This window comes from Pseudomonas sp. Bc-h (genome assembly GCF_002080045.1).
Classification (GTDB): domain Bacteria; phylum Pseudomonadota; class Gammaproteobacteria; order Pseudomonadales; family Pseudomonadaceae; genus Aquipseudomonas.
The window spans coordinates 166,448-192,933 of sequence record NZ_MUIN01000007.1; the positions used below are offsets into that span (position 1 = coordinate 166,448).

General features: G+C 59.8%; 27 protein-coding genes and 1 pseudogene. 13 read left to right on the plus strand and 15 right to left on the minus strand.

What is annotated here, in order from left to right:
- Positions 1–29: 29 nt before the first annotated feature.
- From araG to BWR59_RS13650, 4 genes are all read right to left on the minus strand, one after another.
- Positions 30–1,556 (minus strand): L-arabinose ABC transporter ATP-binding protein AraG, encoded by a 1,527-nt coding sequence (araG, locus tag BWR59_RS13635; RefSeq protein WP_081566164.1) that lies wholly within the window; start codon positions 1,554–1,556, stop codon positions 30–32.
- Between the two features lie 99 nt (positions 1,557–1,655).
- Complete coding sequence (locus tag BWR59_RS13640; RefSeq protein ID WP_081566165.1) at positions 1,656–2,660, minus strand: substrate-binding domain-containing protein; 1,005 nt, start codon at positions 2,658–2,660, stop codon at positions 1,656–1,658.
- A gap of 162 nt (positions 2,661–2,822) precedes the next feature.
- On the minus strand, positions 2,823–3,701 hold the full coding sequence (locus tag BWR59_RS13645) for an SMP-30/gluconolactonase/LRE family protein (RefSeq protein ID WP_081566166.1): 879 nt from the start codon (positions 3,699–3,701) through the stop codon (positions 2,823–2,825).
- Between the two features lie 47 nt (positions 3,702–3,748).
- A complete protein-coding gene (locus BWR59_RS13650) occupies positions 3,749–4,459 on the minus strand; it encodes a FadR/GntR family transcriptional regulator (RefSeq protein WP_081566167.1) in 711 nt (236 codons plus the stop codon).
- 314 nt (positions 4,460–4,773) lie between these two features.
- Here BWR59_RS13650 and BWR59_RS13655 point away from each other — a divergent pair, with 314 nt between their 5' ends.
- From BWR59_RS13655 to BWR59_RS13700, 10 genes and pseudogenes are all read left to right on the plus strand, one after another.
- Positions 4,774–5,919, plus strand: a complete 1,146-nt coding sequence (locus BWR59_RS13655; protein ID WP_081566168.1) for an aldose epimerase family protein — start codon at positions 4,774–4,776, stop codon at positions 5,917–5,919.
- A gap of 280 nt (positions 5,920–6,199) precedes the next feature.
- Positions 6,200–6,424 carry a DUF6555 family protein gene (locus BWR59_RS13660; RefSeq protein ID WP_081566169.1) on the plus strand — a complete coding sequence of 75 codons (225 nt, stop codon included), beginning with the start codon at positions 6,200–6,202 and terminating at the stop codon, positions 6,422–6,424.
- A 141-nt stretch (positions 6,425–6,565) separates the two neighbouring features.
- A pseudogene (locus BWR59_RS13665) lies at positions 6,566–6,775 on the plus strand (ABC transporter substrate-binding protein); the annotation flags it as partial.
- A 643-nt stretch (positions 6,776–7,418) separates the two neighbouring features.
- A complete protein-coding gene (locus tag BWR59_RS13670) occupies positions 7,419–8,783 on the plus strand; it encodes a glutamine synthetase family protein (RefSeq protein ID WP_081566170.1) in 1,365 nt (454 codons plus the stop codon).
- Between the two features lie 32 nt (positions 8,784–8,815).
- A complete protein-coding gene (locus BWR59_RS13675) occupies positions 8,816–10,099 on the plus strand; it encodes an FAD-binding oxidoreductase (protein WP_081566171.1) in 1,284 nt (427 codons plus the stop codon).
- A gap of 116 nt (positions 10,100–10,215) precedes the next feature.
- The gene (locus BWR59_RS13680) at positions 10,216–10,536 is read left to right on the plus strand and encodes a YXWGXW repeat-containing protein (protein ID WP_081566172.1); all 321 of its coding nucleotides are present in this window, start codon (positions 10,216–10,218) and stop codon (positions 10,534–10,536) included.
- A gap of 106 nt (positions 10,537–10,642) precedes the next feature.
- A complete protein-coding gene (locus BWR59_RS13685) occupies positions 10,643–11,233 on the plus strand; it encodes an RNA polymerase sigma factor (protein WP_081566173.1) in 591 nt (196 codons plus the stop codon).
- Complete coding sequence (locus tag BWR59_RS13690) at positions 11,230–11,664, plus strand: hypothetical protein (protein ID WP_081566174.1); 435 nt, start codon at positions 11,230–11,232, stop codon at positions 11,662–11,664. The genes BWR59_RS13685 and BWR59_RS13690 overlap by 4 nt, the downstream gene beginning before the upstream one ends.
- Positions 11,661–12,134, plus strand: a complete 474-nt coding sequence (locus BWR59_RS13695; RefSeq protein WP_081566175.1) for a periplasmic heavy metal sensor — start codon at positions 11,661–11,663, stop codon at positions 12,132–12,134. The genes BWR59_RS13690 and BWR59_RS13695 overlap by 4 nt, the downstream gene beginning before the upstream one ends.
- An 88-nt stretch (positions 12,135–12,222) precedes the next feature.
- A complete protein-coding gene (locus tag BWR59_RS13700) occupies positions 12,223–12,435 on the plus strand; it encodes a YXWGXW repeat-containing protein (RefSeq protein ID WP_081566176.1) in 213 nt (70 codons plus the stop codon).
- A gap of 9 nt (positions 12,436–12,444) precedes the next feature.
- Here BWR59_RS13700 and BWR59_RS13705 read toward each other — a convergent pair whose 3' ends face one another.
- The gene (locus tag BWR59_RS13705; protein WP_081566177.1) at positions 12,445–13,170 is read right to left on the minus strand and encodes a tellurite resistance TerB family protein; all 726 of its coding nucleotides are present in this window, start codon (positions 13,168–13,170) and stop codon (positions 12,445–12,447) included.
- A gap of 186 nt (positions 13,171–13,356) precedes the next feature.
- Between BWR59_RS13705 and BWR59_RS13710 the strand changes: the two genes are divergently transcribed.
- On the plus strand, positions 13,357–14,010 hold the full coding sequence (locus BWR59_RS13710; RefSeq protein WP_081566178.1) for an HAD-IA family hydrolase: 654 nt from the start codon (positions 13,357–13,359) through the stop codon (positions 14,008–14,010).
- Between the two features lie 51 nt (positions 14,011–14,061).
- Here the strand turns inward: BWR59_RS13710 and BWR59_RS13715 are convergent, their stop codons facing one another.
- The 3 genes from BWR59_RS13715 to BWR59_RS13725 form a co-directional block, all read right to left on the minus strand.
- Positions 14,062–14,802 carry an S-methyl-5'-thioinosine phosphorylase gene (locus tag BWR59_RS13715; protein ID WP_081566179.1) on the minus strand — a complete coding sequence of 247 codons (741 nt, stop codon included), beginning with the start codon at positions 14,800–14,802 and terminating at the stop codon, positions 14,062–14,064.
- Positions 14,803–14,811: 9 nt separating this feature from the next.
- Positions 14,812–15,810, minus strand: coding sequence for a beta-N-acetylhexosaminidase (gene nagZ / locus BWR59_RS13720; RefSeq protein ID WP_178111231.1), 999 nt, complete (start codon positions 15,808–15,810; stop codon positions 14,812–14,814).
- A gap of 102 nt (positions 15,811–15,912) precedes the next feature.
- Complete coding sequence (locus tag BWR59_RS13725) at positions 15,913–16,623, minus strand: TetR/AcrR family transcriptional regulator (RefSeq protein ID WP_081566181.1); 711 nt, start codon at positions 16,621–16,623, stop codon at positions 15,913–15,915.
- Positions 16,624–16,873: 250 nt separating this feature from the next.
- Here BWR59_RS13725 and lexA point away from each other — a divergent pair, with 250 nt between their 5' ends.
- Complete coding sequence (gene lexA / locus BWR59_RS13730) at positions 16,874–17,482, plus strand: transcriptional repressor LexA (protein ID WP_081566453.1); 609 nt, start codon at positions 16,874–16,876, stop codon at positions 17,480–17,482.
- Positions 17,483–17,493: 11 nt separating this feature from the next.
- The gene (sulA, locus tag BWR59_RS13735) at positions 17,494–17,997 is read left to right on the plus strand and encodes an SOS-induced cell division inhibitor SulA (protein WP_081566182.1); all 504 of its coding nucleotides are present in this window, start codon (positions 17,494–17,496) and stop codon (positions 17,995–17,997) included.
- A gap of 100 nt (positions 17,998–18,097) precedes the next feature.
- On the opposite strand, the gene BWR59_RS13740 is transcribed toward sulA, so the two are convergent.
- The 7 genes from BWR59_RS13740 to BWR59_RS13770 all read right to left on the minus strand — a co-directional run bounded on the left by BWR59_RS13740 (position 18,098) and on the right by BWR59_RS13770 (position 26,484).
- Positions 18,098–18,334, minus strand: a complete 237-nt coding sequence (locus tag BWR59_RS13740; RefSeq protein ID WP_081566183.1) for a hypothetical protein — start codon at positions 18,332–18,334, stop codon at positions 18,098–18,100.
- A 75-nt stretch (positions 18,335–18,409) separates the two neighbouring features.
- Complete coding sequence (locus tag BWR59_RS13745; protein WP_081566184.1) at positions 18,410–18,931, minus strand: DUF6586 family protein; 522 nt, start codon at positions 18,929–18,931, stop codon at positions 18,410–18,412.
- A 132-nt stretch (positions 18,932–19,063) separates the two neighbouring features.
- Positions 19,064–21,667 carry a type I DNA topoisomerase gene (topA, locus tag BWR59_RS13750; protein WP_081566185.1) on the minus strand — a complete coding sequence of 868 codons (2,604 nt, stop codon included), beginning with the start codon at positions 21,665–21,667 and terminating at the stop codon, positions 19,064–19,066.
- 109 nt (positions 21,668–21,776) lie between these two features.
- Positions 21,777–22,013, minus strand: coding sequence for a DUF1653 domain-containing protein (locus BWR59_RS13755; protein WP_081566186.1), 237 nt, complete (start codon positions 22,011–22,013; stop codon positions 21,777–21,779).
- Between the two features lie 102 nt (positions 22,014–22,115).
- Entirely contained in the window at positions 22,116–23,291 is a 1,176-nt protein-coding gene (gene fadA, locus BWR59_RS13760; protein WP_081566187.1) for an acetyl-CoA C-acyltransferase FadA, read from the minus strand.
- Positions 23,292–23,314: 23 nt separating this feature from the next.
- Positions 23,315–25,462 (minus strand): fatty acid oxidation complex subunit alpha FadB, encoded by a 2,148-nt coding sequence (fadB, locus tag BWR59_RS13765; protein ID WP_081566454.1) that lies wholly within the window; start codon positions 25,460–25,462, stop codon positions 23,315–23,317.
- A 584-nt stretch (positions 25,463–26,046) separates the two neighbouring features.
- The gene (locus BWR59_RS13770; RefSeq protein ID WP_081566188.1) at positions 26,047–26,484 is read right to left on the minus strand and encodes a hypothetical protein; all 438 of its coding nucleotides are present in this window, start codon (positions 26,482–26,484) and stop codon (positions 26,047–26,049) included.
- Positions 26,485–26,486 lie beyond the last annotated feature (2 nt).

Below are 26,486 nucleotides of genomic sequence, written 5' to 3' on the forward strand. Positions count from 1 at the left end.
TTTTTATTTTTCACTGTCGTGACCAGATCTCAGCCGCGCGAGCGCGGCAGTGCCAATTGCAACAACCGTTGTTCATTGGCCTCATCGCGAGAAAGCTCGCCAGTGATGGCGCCTTCGCTCATGACCAGAATGCGGTCGGAAATACCCATGACTTCCATCAGGTCGCTGGACACCACGATCACCGCGATACCGTCGGCGGCCAGGTTATGAATGATCTGATAGATCTCGGATTTGGCGCCGATGTCGATGCCACGGGTCGGCTCGTCGAGCAGCAGGACCTTCATCGGCATCGACAACCAGCGGCCGAGAATGGCCTTCTGCTGATTGCCGCCCGACAGGAACAGCATCTGCTGCTCTGGCGAAGGCGTCTTGACGTTCATCGCGCGGATCTGATGCTTGGCGTTGTCCCGTTCCCAGCGGCCCTGGATCAGACAACCCATGTGCACATGCCGCGGACGTGCGCCGATATTGATGTTTTCGGCAACGCTGGACAGCGGCACGATGCCTTCTTTTTTGCGGTCTTCCGGGCACAGCAGAATGCCGGCCGAGATCGCATCCCGAGGTGACCTCAGGTTCAACGGTTTGCCGTCGAGTTGCAGGGTCCCGGCCTGACTGCGGGTCAGCCCCGAAAGGATGCGGAACAGCTCGGTCCGCCCTGCGCCGACCAGCCCGAAGAAACCCAGCACTTCGCCCTTCTCTACCGTAAAGCTCACGGGTTCCTGGATGCCAGGGCCCATGAGGCCGATGACGCGCAGGCTCGGGCCCTGATGCTGGCGCTGGCGGTAGTTGTAGATGTCCTGAATGTCGCGGCCGACCATGCAGGTCACGAGGCGGTCGTGGTCCAGATCGGCCATGTCCTCGAAAGTACGCACGAAGCGCCCGTCCTTGAACACGGTTACGGCATCACAGACGCGGAAGATCTCTTCCATGCGGTGCGACACGTAGAGAATGACCCGGCCTTCATCGCGCAGCTTGACGATGATCGCCATCAAGCGGTCGATTTCGCGGGCCGAAAGACTGCTGGTGGGCTCGTCGAAGGCAATGACGTGAGCATTGCGCGACATGGCCTTGGCGATTTCAACCAGTTGCCGCTGACCCAGCGACAGATCGCCCAGGCGCGTGCCAGGGTCGATTTCATCCGCCAGGCCTTTGAGCAACTCGCGGGCCCGACGCATCATCGCGCGCCGGTTGACCATTCCCCAGCGATTGGGCATGTGGCCGAGCAGCAGGTTTTCCGCCACCGACATTTCCGGGACCAGGTGCAGCTCCTGGTGAATGACCGCGACACCTGCGGCAATGCTGTCGGCCGTGGACTTGAACGCCAGGTGCTGGTCGCCGATCTGCAGGTCACCGCTGTTGGGCTGGTAGGAGCCGCCGAGGATTTTCAGCAGCGTCGACTTGCCCGCGCCGTTCTCGCCCATCAGTGCATGAACGCTGCCTGGCCGAGCTTCGAAATTGATGTCCGAGAGTGCCTTCACACCGGGAAAAGTCTTGCCGATCCCGTTGAAGCGCAGACTGCCAGCGGACTGCTGTTGTTGTACGGATGCCTGTTGCATGAACCACCTCCTCCTCGCTCCACCCGAACGGTGCGGAGCGAGGCCTTGCAGATGTCGGCCTGACAAAACAGTGTCAGGCCTGCCGATGTGCGCCGCGGGTTATTTGTACAGACCGATCTTGGTCAGCACTTCCTTGAAGTTCTCGCGGGTGATCAGGGTCACGTCGTCCATGGCGGTGTATTTGGCCGGTTCCTTGCCGGTAGTGACCCACTCGTACATCTGCAGTGCAGTGTTGTAGCCCTCTTTGTCGGGGCTAGGCAGCATCGAACCGAAGAAGCCACTCTTTGCCTTTTTCAGTTCATCGATGGCGTCGGTGCCGTTGATGCCGATGCCAATCACGTTATCCGGGCTGAAACCCGCGCCTGCGGTTGCACGCACGCCACCCAGAACAGTGTTGTCGTTCATGCCGCCAACGATCAGGTTTTTCGCGCCACTTGGCAGTTTAGGCAAGGCTGCGTTGGTTGCATCCATGCTGCCCGGCACGTCGAGAGTCTTCTGTGGGGTGAAGAGGATGTGGTCTTCCGGCAGGCCGGCTTTTTTCAGCGCATCCACCGAACCGTCGGTGCGCTTCTTGCCGGTGTCCAGTTCGTTATAGGTGTTGATGATCGCGTAGGTTTCTTTCCAGTCCCATTTGCGATTCTGCGCCTCGGTGGCCATGGCCGCGCCCTGTTTCTGGCCGACTTCGAACGCCGCCATGCCCAGATACGGCACGTCTTCCATGAACTTGCCCTTGGCATCGACGAAACGGTCGTCCACGGCCATGACTTTCAGGTCGTTGGCCTTGGCCTTGGCGACGATGGCAGGGCCCAGGGAAACGTCAGGCGGGCAGATGACAAAACCCTTGGCGCCGTTGGCCGCCAGGTTGTCGATTGCGGTGAGGGTTTTTTCGCCATCCGGCACAGCGATCTTGATCACTTCAAAACCGTGATCCTTGCCGGCTTTTTCGGCGAACTGCCATTCGGTCTGGAACCAGGGCTCTTCTGCCTGTTTGACGAGGAACCCGATCTTGACCTTATCGGCAGCGATGGCACCGCCGCTCATTCCAACGATAGCGGTGGCAACAGCGGCACAGCACAGGGAACGAATCCCGTGGCGACTCAACATAGCTAACTCCTTATTTTTATTGACTAGCTACAGCGTCCAGCAGTGAGTGTCGTGAACGGCCACACCGTTAAAGCGAGGCCGTCGTTCGACTGAAAACAGTCATATCATATTATCAATGCAGTCTATGTAACCGAGTGTCACACCCTTTCGCATTGCCGTTACTCAACCGCCGAAACGATCCGAAGTCAGGCCCTTGATGCCGGTCTCGACCTTCAGCACAGAACCGTCCAGATCCAACGCACCGCTGGCAGGTCGCGCACTGGTCACGAACAAGGTCGTCATGTCAGGCCCGCCGAACACACAGCTGGTGGGATGGCTCAACGGCACTTCGACGATGCGGTCGACACTGCCATCGGGGGCGAAGCGGATGATGCAATGACCGCCCCAACGGGCATTCCAGACATAACCCTCGGCGTCCATGGCCGACCCGTCAGGCACCCCGCGCACATGCTCGGCAGCCCAGATACGCCGGTCGCCCAATGAACCGTCGGCTTGAATCGGGTAACGGTAAATCACGCCGTCGAGGCTGTCGGCGCTGAGCAGTGCGCTGTGGTCGTCGGCCCAGAGCATGGTGTTGACGATGCCCTGGCCGCTGAGCAAAGGCGTGACGCGGGCATCCGCATCCACCCGATAAATGCCCCCGGAACGCCGTTCCAGCGGCAGGTCGCCGCCTTCGGCATCGAGGTTGTTCTGCATGCTGCCCAGCCACAGCCGGCCGCGCTTGTCGCACCGGGCTTCGTTGGCGCGATTGCCTGGAATCGGGTCGGCCACGCACAGCAGCGCAAGCGCCGGATGATCGGCGGCGGAGCTCAGGTCCAGACGGTAGACGCCGCTGGCCAGCGTGACCAATGCATCGCCCTGAGTAGTCGGAATGAACGCTGAAACTGGCTCGTTGAACTGCCACTGGCGCAGTTGCCCCTGGTGCAGGCGCAGAGCGCGGAATCCGGCAATGTCGACCCAGTACAACGCGTGCTGGACGTCATCCCAGAACGGCCCTTCGGCCAATTTGAATCGCTGGTCACAGACCGGCTGCCACTTCATACGGATATCCTGTTTTTATTCTTGTCGAGGGCTGATCGCCCCTTGAACTATTTGCCTTGAAGCGCTTGCTGCGCCAACGAGCGGGAAATCACCTCGCAGGCGTTTTCGATCAGACTCATGCAGGCCCACACACCACGGGCCGCATCCCGCATCGCGATGGCGTCGGCCAGATCCTTGTGCAGCGGCAAGGTCCTGCCCAACTCACCCGGCACCGCCGACGACACCTCGAAGGAGATCGCCAGCAACGCGCCCAGCGCCGGCAGCATCTGCTCGATGAACTGGTTGTGACTGGCCGCCAGCACCGCCTCGTGAAAACACTGGTCGGCGTGGTTGTAGTCACCCTTGTTCGCGACGCTTGACTCCAGCACCAGATACGCCGCCTGAATCTCGGCAATCTGCTGCGCAGTCGCCCGCTCGCAGGCCCAGCGCACGGCCATCGGCTCGATGGCACGACGCAAATCCAGCAGGTCCATCACAAAGCTTTGCGGCAGGCCCTTGGCCGCCAACCAACCGACCACCTGCGGATCGAACAGGTTCCAGCTGCGCACCGGCAATACCCGCGTACCCACCTTCGGGCCGACTTCCAGCATCCCTTTGGCCACCAATGTCTTGATGGCCTCGCGGATCACCGTGCGGCTGACCCCGAACTCCTCACCCAACGCCGCCTCGACCTTCAGCGACTGGCCCGGCCCTACATTGCCTTGAGCAATCCAGGCCCCCAGGCGGTCTACCGTCGACGCGTGAAAACTGTTGCTCATACGTCTGCCCCTTTTCGCGGTGCTTTCCGCGAATCGAGGCTAATCATCATACGATTGGCTGTCAAACGCCTGTACAAGCCACAAATCCTGAGCTAAACCTCTGCGCGACGATGCCAAGCGTTGGTATCGCTAAATAGTATTACAATTTATTTTTAAATCGAGTCTTTTTGCTCTATAAATCGAGAAATCCGCTTACTGCTTTACGAATAGTATTACCAATTCCCGGCCGAACGCCGTCAGTACACGGTCAACCCACCGGTAGCTCGCGGCTTGAGGCTTGTAGCAGCACTAAAAACAACAAAAGGAAGGACGTAATGAGGAAGACGCTAATCCCTGCTATCGGACTGTCACTGCTGGCCGCCGCGCTTTCAGCCAACGGCGCCACCGGGCTCACCAGCGAGCACGCCGCCTTCGGCAAGATGCCGGACGGCACCACGGTCGAGAAATACACGCTGCGCAACAGCGTGGGCATGCAGGCCACAGTCATCACCTACGGCGGCACCCTGCAATCTCTGCTCGTTCCCGACAAGAACGGCAAGACTGAAGACGTGGTGCTGGGCTTCGATGATCTGGATGGCTACATCAAAGGCACGTCGTACTTTGGTGCGACCATCGGCCGTTTCGGTAACCGTCTGGCGGACGGCAAGTTCAGCCTCGACGGCAAGTCCTACCAGGTCCCGCAAAACGACAAGACCAACGCGTTGCACGGTGGCACCAAGGGCTTCGACAAACAGATCTGGAAGGCCGAACAGGTGAAGGACAAAGGCTGGGTCGGGGTCAAGCTGACCTATGTGTCGGTCGACGGTGAAATGGGCTTCCCCGGTACGCTGAAAACCGAAGTCACCTACAGCCTCAACGAAAAGAACGAGCTGCGCATTCAGTACCACGCCACCACCGACAAGCCTACGGTGCTGAACTTGACCAACCACAGCTACTTCAACCTGGCGGGCGCCGGCAACGGTGACATCCTCGATCAGGTGGCGATGGTCAAGGCGTCGCATTACACCCCGGTCAACGTGAAACTGATCCCGACCGGCGATCTGCCTCCCGTGGCAGGCACCCCGCTGGACTTCCTCAAGCCCACCGCGTTCGGCAAGCGGATCCGTGATGACAACGAACAGCTGAAGTTTGCCGAACCGACCCAGGGCGGGTACGACCACAACTGGGTCCTCGACACCAAGGGCAAGGTAGCGGCGCTTGCTGCGGAAGTGGTCGATCCGAAATCCGGACGGCATCTGCAGTTATTCACCACGGAACCGGGCGTGCAGCTGTACACCGGCAACTTCCTGGACGGCACGGTCAAGGGCAAGGACGGCAAGATCTACCCGCACTGGGGCGCCTTCACCCTGGAAACCCAGCATTATCCTGACTCGCCGAACCAGAAAAACTTCCCTTCCACGCGACTGGACCCGGGCAAGGCCTATACCCAGACCACCGTGTTCAAATTCGTGAGTAAGTAAATCTGACGAGTCATTCCTCGTAGCAGCCCGGCTTGCCGGCGGTGGCGTATTCAAGATTGCCATCGCCGCAACGCCGGGCCGCTATAGAGGTCGGCGTCAAGCAAAACCAAGCCGATCTGAAAAACCGAGCGCGTCCATCCATTCGTTCACATCTGCAACTTCCCCGCCACCCTTCTGTACCACACGTAACCGTCTGGCCCTCAAAGAATTAATTAGACTGAATTTTCCCATCAGCAGCGACTCAGTGAAGTGTGAGCGACTGATAGGGAGGTTTGCGAGAGTGGCACAGTACAAGCATTTCAGAATCGATTATCTGCTGCATGGAAAGTACAAAAGCTTCTACATCAGCGCCGAAAGCATGGATAACGCATCCGCATGGCATTGGGCTTCCGTAGACGCAGGGTTTGGGCAGATACCGAAGTACCGTTCGGACAAAGTGCCGAAAGTCAGTAAACCCAAAGCCGAACAGCTTGGGCTGACGGATGTCGAGTGGGCTGAATCCTGACTTGCTGAATGGCGATATTGCTCGGTGATGACTGCCGCCGATCCGTCCAGCGACGGATCGGCGGTTTTGTGTGATCTTGGCAACGTGCAACCTCAAGCAGCCGTAGCCCCGCAGCCCCGCAGTCCAACAAGCAACCCCCAAGCTGATCTCTGGGCAAAAAAAGCCAACTTGGATCAGGCAGTGTCGCGGCACTGGATCGGCCAGGCCGACATGAGCGTGGGGCCAGTGGATGATGGCGCTGCCAGGGACTACCAAGGAACGGCGGACTTCCTCGTTCAGACTGGTGCGTTACCCAAGACCTTCGACACGCAGAGCGTGATCGACACCTCCTTCAGCAACGCCTGTCACTGAACCCTTTTCTGACAATTGGCGCCCTGCATCAGGGCCATTGCGGGAACTGATCATTAAACGATCATTGTAAGTAAGCCCTTGCATTTAAGGGCTTACAGCCAGTTATCCACAGACATATTCACGGTTTCCGTGGACAACTTTTTGCACGATTTGCCGTTGACTTTCAGGGACTTCCGAGCGTAGCCCCGCCCCTTCAGGCATCCTCGCGCTCGAGGGAATCTTCCCTTCCTCCACAGCGATTTCAGGACCGTTTTCCGCCCTCGGCAAAACGCTGTAACGCAAGGCGTTTCACCTGGTTTGCACCTCGACCCGACTGTCAAACAAAACACACAGCTCTTGCAAGTTTGCTTGAACAGGTCTATTAACTTGTCTGTCGCAGCAACATGCTGTCGACATTTCATTCCAACGGACCGGAACGGGTCATGCGAATCACCAACCTCCCCATGGCCTTGCGCCGCTCCAAAGTGCGTCACTCCGCACGTCCGCCGGATACCTCGTCTCTCGCTTGAGCGCCTGAACAATCGCGCCAAGTCTATTCGCCCAATATTTTCAGTACGCCTGCCATTGCGACCCCGAGCCTGCGCGCCCGGTGATATTCGCGTGGCGTGATTCTGTGCGCCCCCGTGGCGCAAGCGAGAGAACGATGAAATTTGCTTCCGTTGAAGTCGCCCGTGATTTTCTGGCGCAAAACCCCGATATCGACATGTTCGAACTGTTCATCCTCGACGCCAACGGCGTGCCTCGGGGCAAGCTTTTGCACCGCGAAGAGCTGATCGCCGTGTACGAAAGTGGACGCCCACTGCCAAGCACCATCCTGGGTCTGACCTTACAGGGCGAGGACGTCGAAAACTCGGGGCTGGTCTGGGACGTCGGCGACATCGATTGTCGCGCTTACCCACTTGAAGGCAGCCTGGTCCGACTGCCGTGGCGGCAGATTCCCACCGCCGCGGTGCAAGTGAGCATGCACCCTGCCGAGGGCATGCCCGCCAGCATCGCCGATCCCCGGCATTTGTTGATCAAGGTCATCGAGCGGTTGAACGCTGAGGGTTACCACCCGGTGATGGCGTGCGAACTGGAGTTTTATCTGCTCGACGCGAAACGTGATGCCAATGGTCGACCGCAACCTGCGCTGGACGCCGACGGTGGCCGACCGAGACACACCCAGGTTTATGGCTTGCGTGAACTGGAACAGATCGAACCCTTCCTTGCCGACCTTTACGCCGCATGCAAGCTGCATGGCATTCCCGCGCGTACGGCGATTTCCGAATACGCGCCAGGGCAAGTGGAAATCACCCTCGAGCACGGCGATGCCCTGGAAGCGATGGACCAGGCTGTGCGTTACAAACGCCTGGTCAAGGCGGTAGCGCACAAACATGGCATGCAAGCGACGTTCATGGCCAAACCGTTCGATCATCTGGCCGGGACTGGCATGCACATGCACGTGAGCATCGCCGACGACCAGGGCTGCAATCTGTTTGCGTCGGAAGATCCGGCAGGTACGCCGTTGCTGCGTCAGGCGGTCGGCGGGATGCTGGAGTCGCTGCTTGATTCACTGCTGTTGTTCTGCCCCAACGCCAATTCCTATCGCCGTTTCCAGGCCAACAGCTACGCCCCGCTGGCGCCGACCTGGGGTGTCGACAACCGCACCGTCAGCCTGCGTGTGCCGGGTGGTCCGGCCAATAGCCGACATATCGAACACCGCATCTGTGGCGCCGACGCCAACCCATATCTGGCGGCGGCTGCGATTCTCGCTGGCATTCATCGCGGGATCACAGAAAACATCGATCCCGGCGCCCCGGTCGAAGGCAACGGTTACGCGCAGGCCACGACCCTGCTGCCTACAGACTGGCTGACCTCGCTGACCGCGCTGGAGAAATCGGCATGGGCCAGGGACGCCCTGGGCGCTGAGTTTCTGGGTGTGTACCTAGCGGTCAAACGCGCCGAATACCGGCAGTTCATGGCCGAAGTGGGTGAACAAGACTGGCGCTGGTACCTAACCCAGGCCTGAACCTTTCACTCACCAGAATACGGAAATCGGACATGACACAGCGCTGCAATTCCTACTACACCGCGACCCTCAATCAGGAAACGGACTACCCCACGCTGCAAGGCGAACACAAGGTCGACGTGGCGATCATTGGCGGCGGTTTTACCGGCGTCGCCACCGCCGTCGAACTCGCTGAAAAGGGCTTGAAAGTCGCCATCGTCGAAAGCCACAAGATCGGCTGGGGCGCGACCGGCCGCAATGGCGGGCAAGTCACCGGCAGCCTGTCGGGGGACGAGGCCATGCGTAAACAGATGCGCAAGACCCTGGGGGACGAGGTCGATGATTTCATCTGGCAACTGCGCTGGCGCGGCCACGAGATCATCAGCAAGCGCGTCGAGAAATACGCCATTGCCTGCGACCTTCGCCATGGCCATCTGCACGCCGCCTACAAACCAGGCCATATGCAGGGCCTGAAGAAAGACTACGACGAAGCCCTGCGGCGTGGCATGGGCGATGAGGTCAGTTTGCTTGATCGCAGCCAGCTGCGGGACATTCTGCAGACCGATCTCTACCATGGCGCGATCAAGAACACTCGCAACATGCACCTTCACCCGCTGAATCTGTGCATCGGCGAAGCGCGCGCAGCACAGGGGCTGGGTGCGTTGATCTTCGAAAACAGCGAAGTGCTGCAGATCGTTCATGGCGAGCACCCTGCGCTGATCACCGCCCACGGCCGCATTGACGCCAGGCAGGTCATGCTGGCCGGCGACGTCTATCACAAGCTGGAGCCCGACAAGCTCAAGGGCAAGATCTTTCCGGCCATGGGCGGCATCGTCACCACTGCGCCGCTGGGCGATCTGGCCGCTGAGCTCAACCCGGAAAACCTCGCGGTGTATGACTGCCGCTTCGTGCTGGACTACTACCGCATGACCGCCGATGGCCGACTGCTGTTCGGCGGTGGCGCCAATTACAGCGGCAAGGATTCGCGAAACATCGCCGCCGAACTGCGGCCGTGTATCGAGCGGACTTTCCCGGCCCTCAAAGGTGTGCAGATCGACTACCAGTGGAGCTGCGCAATGGGCATCGTCATCAATCGCATTCCGCAACTGGGCAAGCTTTCGGACAACGTCTGGTATTGCCAGGGCTACTCCGGGCACGGCATTGCCACCACCCACATCATGGGCGAGATCATGGGCCGGGCCATTACCGGGCAGCTTGAGCAGTTCGACACCTTCGCCGCCTGTCAGCACATTCGTGTGCCCATGGGCGACGTGCTCGGTAACCCGATGCTGGCGGCGGGTATGTGGTACTACCAGATGCTGGAAAAATTGCGCTGACTGGCGCCGCACCTCGGCCCTGCAAAAAAATTCGTGTCCCTGCGACGGATTTTTACCCGAGCGCGCGTTAAACCCTTCAGCTGCACCCTTTCGAGTGCAGGCCTGAAGGAGTTTTCATGAGAGCAGCACGATCTCTGGCGAAATTACGCTATGCCTTGATCATCCCGTTCGCCCTCGCCGCACTGGCAAGCACACCCACGTTTGCCCGGACCGAGGTCATCATCCAGCAGGCTCCACCGCCCGCCCGCATGGAACCCCTGCCCGCGCCACGCTCCGGTTACGCATGGGACCAGGGCCACTGGCGCTGGGAAGGCGGAGGCTATGGTTGGGTTCCGGGGCATTGGCAGCAGGTCCGACGCAACGCACGCTGGCAGCCGGGCCACTGGGTCGCCCGCGGGCCGAACTGGTACTGGATAGAAGGTCGCTGGGTACGCTGAACCAATGGCGGGGTTGTGGTCTGTGGTTACAGGATATTTCAGTCCCTTCCCCGCCAGTCCTGTCTCAGGACATGGCGCCCCCGTTACTGGACCGAGACACGCCATATTGAAAGAACCCGATCCGGACGTTGACCTGTTGGCCCGCATCGGCAACAACGAACCGCAAGCCGTCGAAGAGATGGTGTCACGCAAGCTGCCACGCCTGCTTGCGCTGGCTGGCCGGCTGCTGGGCGACGCCGAAGAAGCCCGGGACGTGGCGCAGGAAAGTTTTCTCAGAATCTGGAACAACGCCGCCAGCTGGCGCAGCGGGCAGGCACGCTTCGACACCTGGCTGCACCGTGTCGCGTTGAACCTGTGTTACGACCGCCTGCGCAGTCGCAAAGAACAACCATTGGACCCCGAGCAGGTCGAGATCATCGACAGCATGCCCTCACCGGATGAACACCTGCAGGCGCAGACGCAGAGTGAGCAGATGGCCGCCGCGTTGGCCGCATTACCGGAACGTCAGCGTGAAGCCATCGTGCTGCAGTACTACCAGGAATTGTCGAACATTGAAGCCGCAGCGCTCATGGAAATCAGCGTCGAGGCGCTGGAAAGCCTGCTGTCGCGGGCCAGGCGCAATTTGCGCAGTTACTTAGCCGAATCCGACCTTGCCGAATCACACGGCAAGGTTGCCCCAGGGAGAGGAAAGCGATGACGCCCGAACGTTTTGTCCATCTGGCGGACGCCTATGGCGCTGACTTGAAACACTGGCCCGCCGCCGAGCGCGAAGACGCTCGAGCGTTGATCAAGCGCGGCGATCCGCAAGCGATCAACGCGTTGCAACAAGCGTCGTGGCTTGACCTGCGATTGGACAATCACCCTGTCACGGCGCCAGATCAGTTGCTGATTCGCGAGGTCGTGGCCTCGGCGTTCACCGTCGAAAAGGCATCGTTCTGGAGCCGTTATGCAGACTGGCTGTCGCGACTCGGCTTTATCGGCGCAGGCCTGGCCGGGGTTGCTGCCGGCATGCTGGTGGCCTCACTGAGCCTGCCGCTCTCCAGCGCCCCCGATTTGCTGCCGAGCATCCTCGATCAAGGCGATGCCGAGCTGATCCTCAGCCTGGACGCCGAGGAGAGCGAGCAATGACGCTACCCTCAAAACGCTTGAAGATGCTGCTGGTGGCGTCCTTGCTGGTCAATGTGTTCTTGGTCGGCGCAGCGCTGGGCGGCCTGTATCAATGGTCGAAACATCAACCCCAGCCAGGCGCGGTGGTTCAGCACGGCTTGCGTCAGGCATTGGCGCAGTTGCCCGAAGACCGCCGCCATCAGCTGCGACGCATGCTTCGCGAGACCCGTCAGGAAAACCAGCCGCTGATCGTTGCCAGTCGTCAGGCGCATCGGGATGTGATGCAACGCCTGCAAGCACCGACACTGGATCGTGATGCGCTCGACGCCGATCTCGACCGCGCCCGGACCGCTGACATCACACTGCGCACTCGCTTTGACGCCACGCTGGCCGATTTCGCCGCCAGCCTGCCTGCCGATGAGCGCCAGAAACTGGCCCAGGCGATGACCGCGCGGCGTCAGGGCAACGCTCAGAAGGTGATGAAAGATTGATTCACAGCGACGGATTTTCCCCGCAGCCGCGTTAAACCCTTGTACGCCGCGTCAATCGGGCGCTGGCGAGACCGAACAGGGATTCACCATGCTGCGAATTATCAAGGCCGCCTTGCTGGGCGTGGCCGTAACCGTCACGTTGTCAGGCTGCGTCGTTGAACGCCCCCACCCGCGGCGCCCGCCTCCGCCCGTCGAAGTCGTTCCGGTCATGCCCGCGCCCGGCGCGCAATGGGTGGCCGGGCATTATCGCTGGGCGGGCAACCAATGGCTTTGGGTGCCGGGGCACTGGCGCAGGATCTGATGCGTCCGGTCAGACTGCGCTTTGGGCCTGTTGATCAAGATGGACCTGCAATTGCGGGTCGATCTTCAGCGCAGCGGCCAGCTCATCGAGGTAAGTGCGCTCGGCATCCTGTTGATCGTCCACCAGCATGACGCTGGCCAGGTACATTTCGGCCGCTATGCCAGGTTCGTCATCTGCGGCTTGCGCAACCTCTCGGGCATTCAGCGGCTTGGTGACTTCATCGTCCAGCCATTGCTGCAAATCCGGGTCATCAGTGTGCCGGGCGATTTCCTGGCGGATCATCTCTTCCTCTTTCGCGTCTATCTTGCCGTCGGCCTTGGCGGCAGCGATCAGTGCGCGAAGGATGGCGTGACTGTGCGCCTCGACTTCAGGCCCGGCAAGCAGATCCACAGTACGCGGCACCTCTTGCGGTGCCGACGCTTGTTGTCGCTGCCAGGTCTGATACGCCTGAAACGCCATCATCCCAAGCGACGCCAGCATCGCGTAGTGGGTGCCGCCTGAGCGTGTCTGCGCTGCGCCGGTAGAGCGTCCCATCGCTGAACCGCCGCCCAACAAACCACCCAAAAGACCTCCAAGGCCGCCCAGCCCGCCGCCGCCCGCGCTGGCGCCGCCCCCGCCCAACAAACCTCCGAGCAAACCACCCAAACCGCCTTGCCTTGTCCCACCCGCATTTTGCTGCGGCGCGGAACCCTGACTCGCGCGCAAGAGTTGTTCAAGCAGATCACTGGTGTTCATGACCCTGTCCTCATTCGATAAGCGTTGCTCCAGAGATCAAACGATAGTCCCCGGGCGATGGAGCGCCATGACCGTCCAGCCGACTCTGCCTACACGACCAGGCGCCTTGCGTCCCACTACCGGGCGGCAAGTCACATGCTAGGATCGCAAACTCTACACAGACATCGACCAGTGAAGGACTCAGGCATGCTGGAGCAGCACAGATTTTCCGCGTTTCTGTTTGATATGGACGGCACCCTGACCAACTCGGTGGCCGCAGCCGAGCGCGTCTGGAGCCAATGGGCCGAAGGCAAGGGGCTGAATGTCGCTGATTTTCTCCCCACCATTCACGGCGTCCGTTGCATCGATACCCTGCGCCGCCTGAACTTGCCGGGCGTCGATCCGGAACGTGAGGCAGACCTGCTGGCCCAGGCTGAAATAGATGACGTCGAAGGCGTGGTGTCCATAGAAGGTGCCGCGCGGTTTCTCGCTGCCTTGCCCGCCGAGCGCTGGGCAGTCGTCACCTCTGCGCCAAGGCTGCTGGCAGAACGCAGGATTCTCGCGGCCGGGTTGCCGTTGCCGCAGATCATGGTGTCGGCAGAAGACGTCGAACGCGGCAAGCCGGCGCCGGATTGCTTCCTGCTCGCCGCCAAAAAACTGGGGGTGAAACCCGCAGAGTGTCTCGTGTTCGAAGATGCGCCCGCAGGAATCGCCGCCGCCGAAGCTGCGGGGGCAAAAGTCATGGTGATCACGGCAGCCCATCAGCACCTGATCGAAACCGCGCACCCTACCCTCACCACTTACGACAGCTATGGCGTCGTGATTGATGACCAAGGCTTTCTGCAGTTGCGTTCAAACTGAAGGATGTAATGCGGCAGGAGCTGATTGCCGGCTCCTGCCTGTGCGAGGCGATCAGTCCGCGCTCAACACACGGGCCAGGGCCGCCTTGACCTTGCCGATGCCGTCATGCAGCGCCTGCTCGATCTCGACCATGCTGATCACGGCACTCGACTTGCCGGCCGCCGGGTTCACGACTAGCGCCAGGCACGCGTACTCCAATTCCAGCTCGCGGGCCAGGGAAGCCTCCGGCATCCCGGTCATGCCGACGATGTCGCAACCGTCGCGCTCAAGCCGGATGATCTCTGCGGCTGTTTCCAGGCGCGGCCCCTGAGTGCAGCCATACACGCCGAAGTCGCTGAACGCATAACCTTCCGCGGCCAGGGCGGCGATCAGGCGAGCTCGCAGCGGTTCGCTGTAAGGATGGCTGAAATCGATATGGGTGACCTGCTCCAGATCGTCTGCGAAAAAGGTGTGCTCACGACCGCTGGTGTAGTCCACCAGATCATGAGGCACGCAGAAATGTCCGGTGCCCATGTCAGGATGGATACCACCCACCGCGTTGACCGCGAGAATCACCTCGGCGCCCGCCTGCTTCAACGCCCAGAGGTTGGCGCGGTAGTTGACCTTGTGCGGCGGCAAACGATGGGGATGACCATGACGCGCGAGAAACATGACCTCACGCCCGGCGTAATCGCCGATCTGAATGTCTCCGGACGGCGTGCCATAGGGCGTGTTCATGGGCAGCGACTGACGGATCGTCAAGCCGTCGAGCTGAGTCAGGCCGGTGCCGCCGATAATCGCGTAAACAGTCATGGCAAATCCTCAGTCGATCAATTGAGCGGCACGCAAGGCACCCAGCGCAGCCAGCCATCGCGGGTGCTGACGGTACTCGGTCGTTGCCAGGCCCTGGCCACGCATCCGCGCGATGTTTGCAGGCGCCGAGATCTTCATCTGCTGCGCGGCGCTCAGGGCCAGTTCTGCGGCAGCACGGTCGTTGCACACCAGGCCCATGTCGCAACCTGCGGTCAACGCAGCCTCGATACGACTGGCGGCGTCGCCGACCACATGCGCACCCGCCATCGACAGGTCATCGCTGAAAATCACGCCGTCAAAATCAAGCTCGCCACGCAGGATCTCCTGCAGCCAGCGGCGGGAGAATCCGGCGGGCTGAGCATCGACTTTCGGGTAAATGACATGGGCCGGCATGACTGCCGCCAATTGCTTGCTCAGGCGCGCGAACGGCACCAGATCGTTGGCACGGATGGTTTCCAGGCTGCGCTCGTCATTGGGGATCGCCACGTGGGAATCGGCCTCAGCCCAGCCATGCCCGGGGAAGTGTTTGCCGGTGGCAGCCATGCCCGCGTCATTCATGCCGCGAATGAACGCGCCGGCCAGCAAGGCGGCCCGCTCAGGATCACCTTCGAAAGAACGACTGCCGACCACCGCACTGCGCTGGTAATCCAGATCCAGCACCGGCGCGAAACTCAGGTCCAGCCCCACCGCCAGTACCTCGGTCGCCATCAGCCAGCCGCACTGCTCGGCGAGGAATTCGGCGTTTGGATTGTCAGCAATCGCACGCATTGCGGGTAATCGAACAAAACCCTGACGCAGACGCTGCACACGCCCACCCTCCTGATCGACCGCCAGCAGCAGATCCGGACGAATCGCACGAATGGAGGCGCTCAGTTCACGGACCTGCCGCGGGCTTTCTATGTTTCGTGCAAAAATGATCAGGCCGCCCACTTCGGGCTGACGCAGAAACTGACGGTCTTCGGATGTCAGCCAGGTACCGGCGATATCCACCATCAGGGAGCCTTGCAGGCCAGAACTCATATGAAGATCCTTCAACAACCAATGCTCAGAGCGGCATGGTGAGGGATCGACGGGTGCGATGCAAATCGCTCGCACCCGTATAGCGGCAGGTCAGACTTTGGCGGGAGCAGGCGTGCTGCTTTTGATGCGCGGTTTGAGCTGAGCGCTGATCATGGCGGAGTCGGTGACGCCGGTTTCAGCACGCATGCCGGCGGCGAGGAACGGCACCATCAGGCGCATGACTTGCTCGATGGAAGTGTTGACGCCGAAGTCAGTCTCGGCGATTGCCCGCAGCGCCTTGATACCCGACATGCTGAACGCAGCGGCGCCAAGCATGAAGTGCACGCGCCAGAACAGTTCGATGGGGGGAATACGCGGTGCGGCCTCGTTCACCAGCAGCATGTAGCGACGGAACACTTTGCCGTACATATCTTCCAGATAACGCCGCAAATGGCCCTGGCTCTGACTGAATGCCAAGCCGAGGAGGCGCATGAAAATGGATAAGTCATTGCCGCTTCGAGGCTGCACAACCAGCGCCTGTTCGACGAGGATTTCCAGCAGCTCTTCAAGCGTGGGTTTGTGCTCGGGCCTGCCCTGGCGACGCTCAAGCTCTTTATCGAGGCTGACGCAGAACGGCCCCAGAAACCGCGAGAATACCGCCTGAATCAGAGCCTTCTTAGAGCCGAAGTGGTAGTTCACCGCAGCCAGATTGACCGAGGCCTTGCTGGTAATGAGCCGCAACGAGGTTTCGGCAAAACCCTTTTCCGCGAACAGCTGCTCCGCAGCATCGAGAATTCGTTCAACTGTTTCCGACTGAGCCATGGTTATGCGCCTGACAAACACTTGTTTGAAACATACGTTTCAGCCGACAGCCTGTCAACCCTGACTGTTCGTTTCATGTCTGATCAGTCACGCCATTTAACCATACAAGCCGGGGCCTTTAGCAGCCCTTCTACGAGACCCGAAGCATCCTGAACGCGACTATCGGGGGCTGTACATAAAAAGGAGGATTGCCAAGACGCGATCACTGTATATAATCCCAGTCACTGTATAAAAAGACAGAGCGATGCACATGATCAAACTGACGTCACGCCAAGCCGAAATTCTGGACTTCATCAAACGCTGTCTCGAAGACAATGGCTACCCGCCGACCCGTGCGGAAATCGCTCAGGAACTGGGATTCAAATCGCCCAACGCTGCCGAAGAACACCTCAAGGCGCTGGCCCGCAAAGGCGCTATCGAAATGACGCCGGGGGCCTCTCGCGGCATCCGCATTCCCGGGTTCGAAGCCAAGGCCGATGACAGCGGCCTGCCGATTATCGGTCGCGTCGCAGCCGGTGCGCCGATTCTGGCCCAACAGCACATCGAAGAGTCGCTGGCCATCAATCCTGCCTTTTTTCACCCGAGCGCCGACTACCTGTTGCGCGTTCATGGCATGAGCATGAAAGACGTCGGCATCCTCGACGGCGATCTGTTGGCAGTTCATACCACACGCGAGGCGCGCAACGGCCAGATCGTCGTGGCCCGCATTGGCGACGAAGTAACGGTCAAGCGCTTCAAGCGTGAAGGCAGCAAGGTCTGGCTGCTTGCCGAGAACCCTGATTTTGCCCCCATCGAAGTCAACCTGAAAGATCAGGACCTGGTCATCGAAGGGCTGAGCGTCGGCGTGATTCGCCGCTAAGGAGCACGTTTATGCAGTTCCCACAGACACCGCAACAACATGCACAACTCCCGCTGTTCGAAGCATTCATGGCCCCTGGCGTGCCCATGCTCGACGTTCCGCTGCTTCAGGTGCCGATTCTCGACGATGTGGTCGAGACGCCCTGGAACACTGAACCAGAAGTCTTCAGTGAATTGTCATTGCGCGGCGCTGCCGGAAACTGCCTGAACCTGCTGGCGCCGATCCTGCGCGACCTCAGCCAGGACACCAACGACCGCTGGCTGACCCTGATCGCCCCGCCGTCCAGCGTGACCCAGGCCTGGTTGCGCGATGCGGGGCTGAACCGGGAACGCATTATCCTGATGCATCCAAGAGGCAAGCAAAGCGCGCTGGAATTGACCCGCGAAGCCTTACGCCTCGGCCGCAGCCATACCGTGGTGAGCTGGATAAACCCGATGCCCGCAAGCGCACGCCAGCAACTGATCAGCGCAGCACGAACCGGGGACGCCCAGAGCCTGAATATTCGTCTAGGCTGATGCAGCCAGACGAAAACGGCTTGGGACAAGGAATATGTCGGGCTTCTCAATTACAAAGAAGCCATCAGACAGGATAACGCGATGCTGATCCGGAACCGGATCAGTGCAGGACTCGAGGCCCCTCTTCTTCCTTGGTCAGCTCGCCTTCAGCCAGGCGACCCGCCATCTGCACGCCTACGCTGAGCATCGCTTTGGCGACTTCGACGTGCTGGCCTTGCAAAAAGGACTTGGCGTCTTCCGAGAAATTCAAGGTCACCAGAGACCCTTCATCCTCGGCACGGCGCAGCTCAATGCGGCCGTCAGGCAGTTCGACAATTTCCAGAAAAGAGGTTGGCATCAGGACAGTTCTCCACGAAAGGCGGGCATTGTAACAGCCTGATGCCTCAGGCCCTAGCCCATCGATCACTCTGTGTCAGCACTCGCTCAGCCCTTCACGAAAGCGAATCGCCAGCCCTTTGAGCTGCTGACGCCAGCTTTCCATTTCCTCACGGGTCAGCTCCGGCGCTGCGTCTTCTTCTACACCTACAGCGATGATCAACGGCTGAGTCACATCACCTTTAGGCTTATGCGGCGCGCGAGGTGGCTGGAACAGCGCGTTATACGACGCCAGCAGTTGAGCCAGCCAGGTTTCACGCTGTTGCGCAAGCTCCACCAGCTCGGCCATTTCCGGAATGGCGATGGCTTCCAGCACTTTGGGCGTCAGCAGATCCTCGGCACGGGGCGTGCTGGCCTGCGGCAAACGATAGAAGCCTGCAATCTCGTGGCAAAGCCCGAGCAACGCGCCGTACAGATGGAACACGGCAGACTCACGCTCGGCCTGCTCAAGGCCTTGAGCGTTCATCGCACGGCTTTCCTTCGCCTTGGCCATCGACTCCAAGGCAAGACCTGCAAAGAAGATCTTCTGATTGGTGCGTGTATAGAGTTCGTGAGCCATGGCGTTGGCCTCCACATCAATGAAATATGAACGAGCAAGTCAGGGCAAAAAAATCCCTCGGAGCACGTGAATGCCGAGGGATTCTTTTAACGCAAAGCGCTGGTGCTTGCCAGTCGGAACGAGATCAGGCGATCAACGCTTGTCTTCGACCTTCCACGTGCCGCCGTCGTAGAACGCGCGCCAGCCTGTCGGCTTGCCGTCCACTTCGGTCTGCACATACTGCTCCTTGGATTTGCGGCTGTAACGGATCACTGCCGGACGGCCATCCGGGTCTTTCTTCGGTGCTTCGCACAGGAAGTGGTACTTGGGATCAATCTCATCCTTGTGCGGCACGATTTCCAGCACCAGCGGCGCACGGGTTTCGCGATTTTTCGGGAACTGGCTGGCAGCCAGGAACAGCCCCGAAGCGCCGTCACGCAGGATGTAGGTGTCGTCGACCTTCTCGCACTTGAGCTCCGGCATCTTCACCGGGTCCATTTTCGGCGGCGCCGCTTCACCGCTCTTCAGCAGTTTGCGGGTGTTCTTGCAGTTGGTGCAGCCGAAGAACTTGCCGAAACGGCCAGTCTTGAGCTGCATCTCGCCGCCGCACTTGTCGCACTCGACGCTCGGGCCTTCGTAACCCTTGATGCGATAGGTACCTTCTTCGATCTCGTAACCGGCGCAATCCGGGTTGTTACCGCAGATGTGCAGCTTGTGCTTCTCATCCAGCAGGTACGCATCCATGGCCGTGCTGCAGATCGGGCAGCGATGCTTGCCGCGCAGTACACGAGATTCGGACTCACCCTCGTCGTCTTCGGCAATCTCGTCACCCGGGGTCAGGTTGACGGTGGCCTTGCAGCGCTCTTTAGGCGGCAGGCTGTAACCCGAGCAACCAAGGAAGACGCCGGTAGACGCTGTGCGGATCTGCATCGGACGGCCGCAGACCTTACACGGGATGTCGGTCATCACCGGCTGGTTGGCGCGCATGCCGCTGTCGGCAGCCTCGGCTACTTCCAGTTTTTTCTTGAAATCCCCGTAGAACTCGTCGAGCACGTTCTTCCAGTCACGTTCGCCCTGGGCAACGTCATCGAGGTTCTCTTCCATGCCGGCGGTAAAGCCGTAGTCCATCAGGTTGGAGAAGCTTTCAGAGAGGCGCTCAGTGACGATGTCACCCATCTTTTCCGAGTAGAAACGGCGATTGTGCAGCGCGACGTAGCCACGGTCCTGGATGGTCGAGATGATGGCGGCGTAAGTCGAAGGACGACCGATACCGCGCTTTTCCATTTCCTTGACCAGGCTCGCTTCAGAATAACGCGCAGGCGGCTTGGTGAAATGCTGGGTCGGATCGAGCTTGATCAGCTTCAGGTTGTCGCCCTGAGCCATGTCCGGCAGCACATCATCGTCGCCCGGCTTGCTCATCTGCGGCAGCACACGGGTGTAACCGTCGAACTTGAGGATACGGCCCTTGGCGCGCAGCTCGAAGTCACCGGCGGCGACGCTGACGGTGGTCGACAGGTATTGCGCAGGAGGCATCTGGCAGGCCACGAACTGGCGCCAGATCAGCTCGTACAGACGCTCGGCGTCACGCTCCATACCCGACAGTTTGCTTGGGTGCGTGTTGACGTCGGACGGACGAATCGCTTCGTGAGCCTCTTGCGCGCCTTCCTTGCTGCTGTAGACGATCGGCGATTCCGGCAGGTACTTCTTGCCGAATTCAGTCTCGATGTAGGTGCGGGCCATGGCCACAGCGTCCGCCGACAGGTTGGTCGAGTCAGTACGCATGTAGGTGATGTAGCCCGCCTCGTAGAGACGCTGAGCCATCATCATGGTTTTCTTCACGCCGTAACCCAGGCGGTTGCTCGCGGCCTGTTGCAGCGTGGAGGTGATGAACGGTGCCGACGGCTTGCTGCTGGTCGGCTTGTCTTCACGCTTGGCGATGCTGTAGGCCGAAACCTTGAGCTTCTCCAGGGCCGCCATGGCCTGCGCTTCGTTCAGAGGCTTGAACGCTTCGCCTTTCTCTCGCGCCACTTCGAAACGCACGTTGGCGCCCTTGGCGGTGCCCAGATCGGCGTGGACTTCCCAGTACTCTTCCGGGATGAACGCACGAATCTCGCGCTCGCGCTCAACCACCAGCTTCACGGCCACCGACTGCACACGGCCGGCTGACAGGCCACGGGCGATCTTCTGCCACAGCAGCGGCGAGACCATGTAGCCCACGACGCGGTCAAGGAAGCGGCGCGCCTGTTGGGCGTTGACGCGGTCGATGTCCAGTTCGCCCGGTTTGGAGAACGCTTCCTGGATGGCCTTCTTGGTGATCTCGTTGAACACCACGCGCTTGTAACGATCGTCGTCACCCCCGATGGCTTCGCGCAGGTGCCAGGCAATGGCTTCCCCTTCGCGGTCCAAGTCCGTCGCGAGATAGATGGTGTCGGCATCCTTGGCCAGGCGGCGCAGCTCTTCGATCACCTTCTCTTTGCCGGGAAGGATTTCGTACTTGGCTTTCCAGCCGTGGTCCGGATCGACGCCCATGCGTGCCACGAGCTGGCGCTTGGCCTTTTCCTTGGGCGACAGCGCAGGCGCTTCAGACGCGGTTTTTCCGCGCTTGGCAGCAGGCTCTTTGGCGGCGCTCGCCGAACCGCTGGTGGGCAGGTCTCGGATATGGCCGATACTCGACTTCACCACGTACTGGCTGCCCAGATACTTGTTGATGGTCTTGGCCTTAGCCGGGGATTCCACAATGACCAGCGATTTGCCCATGGATCGGAAAATTCCTAATGCGAGAAAAAAGACGTTGGAGCCTTAGAGGCCCCGCTATATATAGTGGCTACAAGGTGAGGTCAAGCAGAGGCTACTGCAAGGTCTCGCCTCATGACCTTGAAAAAAGGTCAGGTTCGGCCGTGACCAAAGCAAAGCGCGGCACTTGCTCCCCGTCAACCTCAACCGACTCCAGAAACATGTTCAGAGGGCGAACCCACAGCCCGTATTCGCCGTACAGCGCCTGATAGAACACCACTTCTTCCTCGGTCTCGGAATGCTTCGCGACACCGAAAACACGGTACTCGGGACCTTTGTAGTGACGATAGAGACCTGGCTGTAACTGCATGCTGCGGACCTCACGGATTGACGCGAAAAAAAATTTGAAAAAACGTTTCTCGAAAAAAACAAAAGCCGGGGCACCAGGCCCCGGCTCGCACACTCACACCGGTTAAACGCGTTCGAACACGGTAGTGATGCCTTGGCCAAGGCCGATACACATGGTAGCCACACCCAGCGTGCCGCCCTTCTGCTTCATGACATTGAGCAAGGTGCCGGAAATACGGGCTCCCGAGCAACCAAACGGGTGACCCAGGGCGATAGCGCCGCCGTGCAGGTTAACCTTCTGGTCCATCTTGTCGAGCACTTTCAAATCTTTCAGCACTGGCAGGGCCTGTGCGGCGAAAGCTTCGTTGAGTTCGAAGAAGTCGATGTCATTAATTCCCAGACCCGCACGCTTGAGCGCTTTCTGGGTCGCTGGAACAGGGCCGTAGCCCATGATTGCAGGGTCGACACCGGCCACGGCCATGGAACGGATCACTGCCAATGGCTGAATGCCCAGATCCATCGCGCGCTGACCGGACATGACGATCATGCAGGATGCGCCGTCAGTGATCTGCGAGGACGTACCTGCGGTCACGGTACCACCTTTCGGGTTGAACGCAGGCTTCAATGCAGCCAGGCTCTCCAGGGTGGTCTCGGGGCGGATGGTCTCGTCGAAGTCGTACATCTTCAGAAAACCGTTCTCGTCATACCCTTGCATCGGGATGATTTCGTCCTTGAAATTGCCTTCAACGGTCGCTTGATGCGCCAGACGATGTGAACGCACGCCGAATGCGTCCTGGGCCTCACGGGTGATGCCATGCATCTTGCCGAGCATTTCTGCGGTCAGACCCATCATGCCCGAGGCTTTCGCCGCGTACAGCGACATGTGCGGGTTCGGATCGACACCGTGCATCATGCCGACGTGGCCCATGTGTTCCACACCACCGATGACGAAGACGTCACCGTTGTTGCTCATGATCGCCTGAGCGGCAGTGTGCAGCGCGCTCATGGACGAGCCGCAAAGGCGGCTGACGGTCTGTGCAGCCGAAGTGTGCGGGATCTGGGTCATCAGCGACGCCATGCGCGCGATGTTCCAGCCCTGCTCCAGGGTCTGGTTGACGCAGCCCCAGATCACGTCCTCGACTTCAGCAGGGTCGACCTTGCTGTTGCGTTCCAGCAGCTTGCTGATCAAATGCGCCGACATGTCTTCGGCGCGGGTATTGCGGTGCATGCCACCCTTGGAGCGGCCCATCGGAGTACGACCGAAGTCGACAATCACGACGTCTCTCGGATTCAAGCTCATATTCTCACCTGTTCGTTGGGCACTTAGCCGAAGAAGCGTTGGCCGTTTTTGGCCATTTCACGCAGCTTCGCAGTGGGGTGGTACAAAGCGCCCAGATCAGCGTATTTGTCAGCCAGGGCAACGAATTCAGCCACACCGATCGAGTCGATGTAACGCAACGCACCACCGCGGAACGGAGGGAAACCAATGCCGTAGATCAGGCCCATGTCGGCCTCGGCCGCAGTGTCGACGATGCCGTCTTCCAGGCAGCGCACGGTTTCCAGGCACAGCGGGATCATCATCCAGTTGATGATGTCCTCGTCGGTGACTTCGCGCTGTTCGTAGACCACCGGCTTGAGCACTTCGAGCACCGAAGCGTCGACCACCTTTTTCGGTTTGCCCTTCTTGTCGGTCTCGTAGACGTAGAAGCCCTTGCCGTTTTTCTGGCCAAGACGATTGGCGTCATACAGCGCGTCGACAGCAGAACGACGGTCGTCCTTCATGCGGTCCGGGAAGCCTTCGGCCATGACGTCCCGACCGTGGTGACCGGTATCGATACCGACCACGTCCATCAGGTACGCCGGGCCCATTGGCCAGCCGAATTTTTCCATGACCTTGTCGATGCGTACGAAGTCCACACCGGCACTGACCAGTTTGGCGAAACCGCCGAAGTACGGGAACAGGATGCGGTTGACCAGGAAGCCCGGGCAGTCGTTGACGACGATCGGGTTTTTGCCCATTTTCTTGGCGTAGGCCACGGTGGTGGCAACGGCCACTTCGCTGGACTTCTCGCCACGGATGACTTCAACCAGCGGCATCATGTGCACGGGGTTGAAGAAGTGCATGCCGACGAAGTTTTCCGGACGCTTGAGGGCCTTGGCCAGCAAGCTGATGGAAATGGTCGAGGTGTTGGACGCCAGAATGGTGTCTTCGCCGACCTGCCCTTCTACTTCGGACAACACGGCCTGCTTGACCTTGGGGTTCTCGACAACGGCTTCGACGACCAGGTCAACGTTGCCGAAATCGCCGTAGGACAGCGTAGGTCGAATAGCATTAAGCGCTTCGGCCATCTTCGCCGGCGTCAGACGGCCCTTTTCGACGCGCTTGCCCAGCAGCTTGGACGCTTCGTTCAGGCCCAGCTCGATGGCTTCTTCGCGGATATCCTTCATCAGGATCGGCGTGCCTTTGACAGCCGACTGATAGGCGATGCCACCACCCATGATGCCGGCGCCCAATACGGCAGCCTGCTTCACGTCCTTGGCGACTTCGTCGTAGATCTTGGCTTTCTTTTTCAGTTCCTGATCGTTCAGGAACAGGCCGATCAAGCTTTCGGCTGCCGATGTCTTGGCCATTTTCACGAAACCGGCGGCTTCGACTTCCAGCGCCTTGTCCCGGCCGAAATTGGCAGCTTTCTGGATGGTCTTGATCGCTTCGACCGGCGCCGGGTAGTTCGGGCCGGCCTGGCCTGCCACGAAACCCTTGGCGGTTTCGAAGGCCATCATCTGTTCGATGGCGTTGAGCTTCAGCTTGTCCAGCTTCGGCTGACGCTTGGCCTTGAAGTCGAACTCGCCCGAGATGGCACGCTTGATCAGGTCCAGCGCGGCTTCCTGCAGCTTCTCTGGCGCGACTACTGCGTCCACGGCGCCCACTTTCAGGGCGTCTTCAGCGCGGTTGTCTTTGCCCGAAGCAATCCACTCCACTGCGTTATCGACGCCGATCAGGCGCGGCAGACGCACGGTACCGCCGAAGCCGGGGTAGATACCCAGCTTGACTTCGGGCAGGCCGATCTTGGCGGTCGCGGACATCACACGGAAGTCAGCTGCCAGGCACATCTCCAGACCGCCACCCAGCGCAATGCCGTTGATCGCGGCCAGGGTCGGCACGTTCAGGTCTTCGAAATCACTGAAGATTTTGTTCGCTTCAAGGTTACCGGCGACCAGTTCGGCATCCGGCAGTTTGAAGTTATCGACGAATTCGGTGATGTCGGCGCCGACGATGAATACGTCCTTGCCGCTGGTGACGATGACGCCCTTGATCGAGCCGTCGGCCTTGATGGCTTCGACGGCCTGACGCAGGTCGTTGAGGGTGAGGCGGTTGAACTTGTTGACGGACTCACCCTTGAGGTCGAATTTCAATTCGACGATGCCACTTTCAAGAGCCTTAACCGTGATGGCTTTACCTTCGTAAATCATCAACTGATCTCCACGATATGGAAGCTGAACAATACGCGTCAGACGCTGAAATCCGGCGAAAAACACGACGTTTCCGTCGATCAGAACACCAAACGCCAGGCACCCCGTCGACGCGACTCGGGCGTCTGTAAGAGTATTCCTACGGCAAACACTCAATTCATACGCCCGTTTGATTTGGGTGCGCCTACCTTCGGCCATATTCCAGCAATTGTCAATTCGCCCGACAGCGGACAAAACCGGCAAATCACAGGTAAAAGACACATTTGATAAGCGACCATTCAGCGAAGTGATCGCGTTGAAAAACGGGACGGAGGACTAAACGCGGGAAGCGACGACCGGTGCGCAAATTGCGAAAAATAATGGGATCCGCGGCAGACAAATGCACCAAGAACGTCTACATTCAGCGCACTGCGCATCAAGACGGGTCGTTTTTCAGTTTTTTTCGAAAGAATCGTGAAACGAATTTGCACGTCTTTTGCGGTCTTGCACCGCAAAGCAACACGAATTATCGGCCTGCCTGGCCAAACCCCAGCCCGATGTTGTTATCGGGCTTTTTAATGCCTGCGATTTGGCGCGCTTGTGGATCAGGCCAGAGCTTCAAGCACCGCAGCAATGCGCTGCAACACTTGCGGATCCCCGCGTTCTGCCCAATACAGGGCAATCAACTGCTTGCCCGCTTCGATCTTGTAAACGTCGGCCGGCAGTGTTTCAAAGTGCGGCAGCAGTCGCGCATCTTCGCAGGGCTCACGCCATTGATTGACCCAATTCCCGGGCGTCATTTGCCAATAAACCCAAGTGTCGGGCTGGCGAACGCTGCGTGGCCGGTGATACTGCGCACACGGGCTCGGTGGCTCCACAGGCAGCCAGTGTGGCCACTCTTGGGGAATCAATTGCATCGCCAGCCCCATGCGGCGCGCTTCCATGCGCATGGCCATGCGACCGCTCTGGGAGCGTGACGGACGCAGCCACACCAAAGGACTCAAAACCACCGCAACGATTGACAGCACTATCCACACCGTCATAT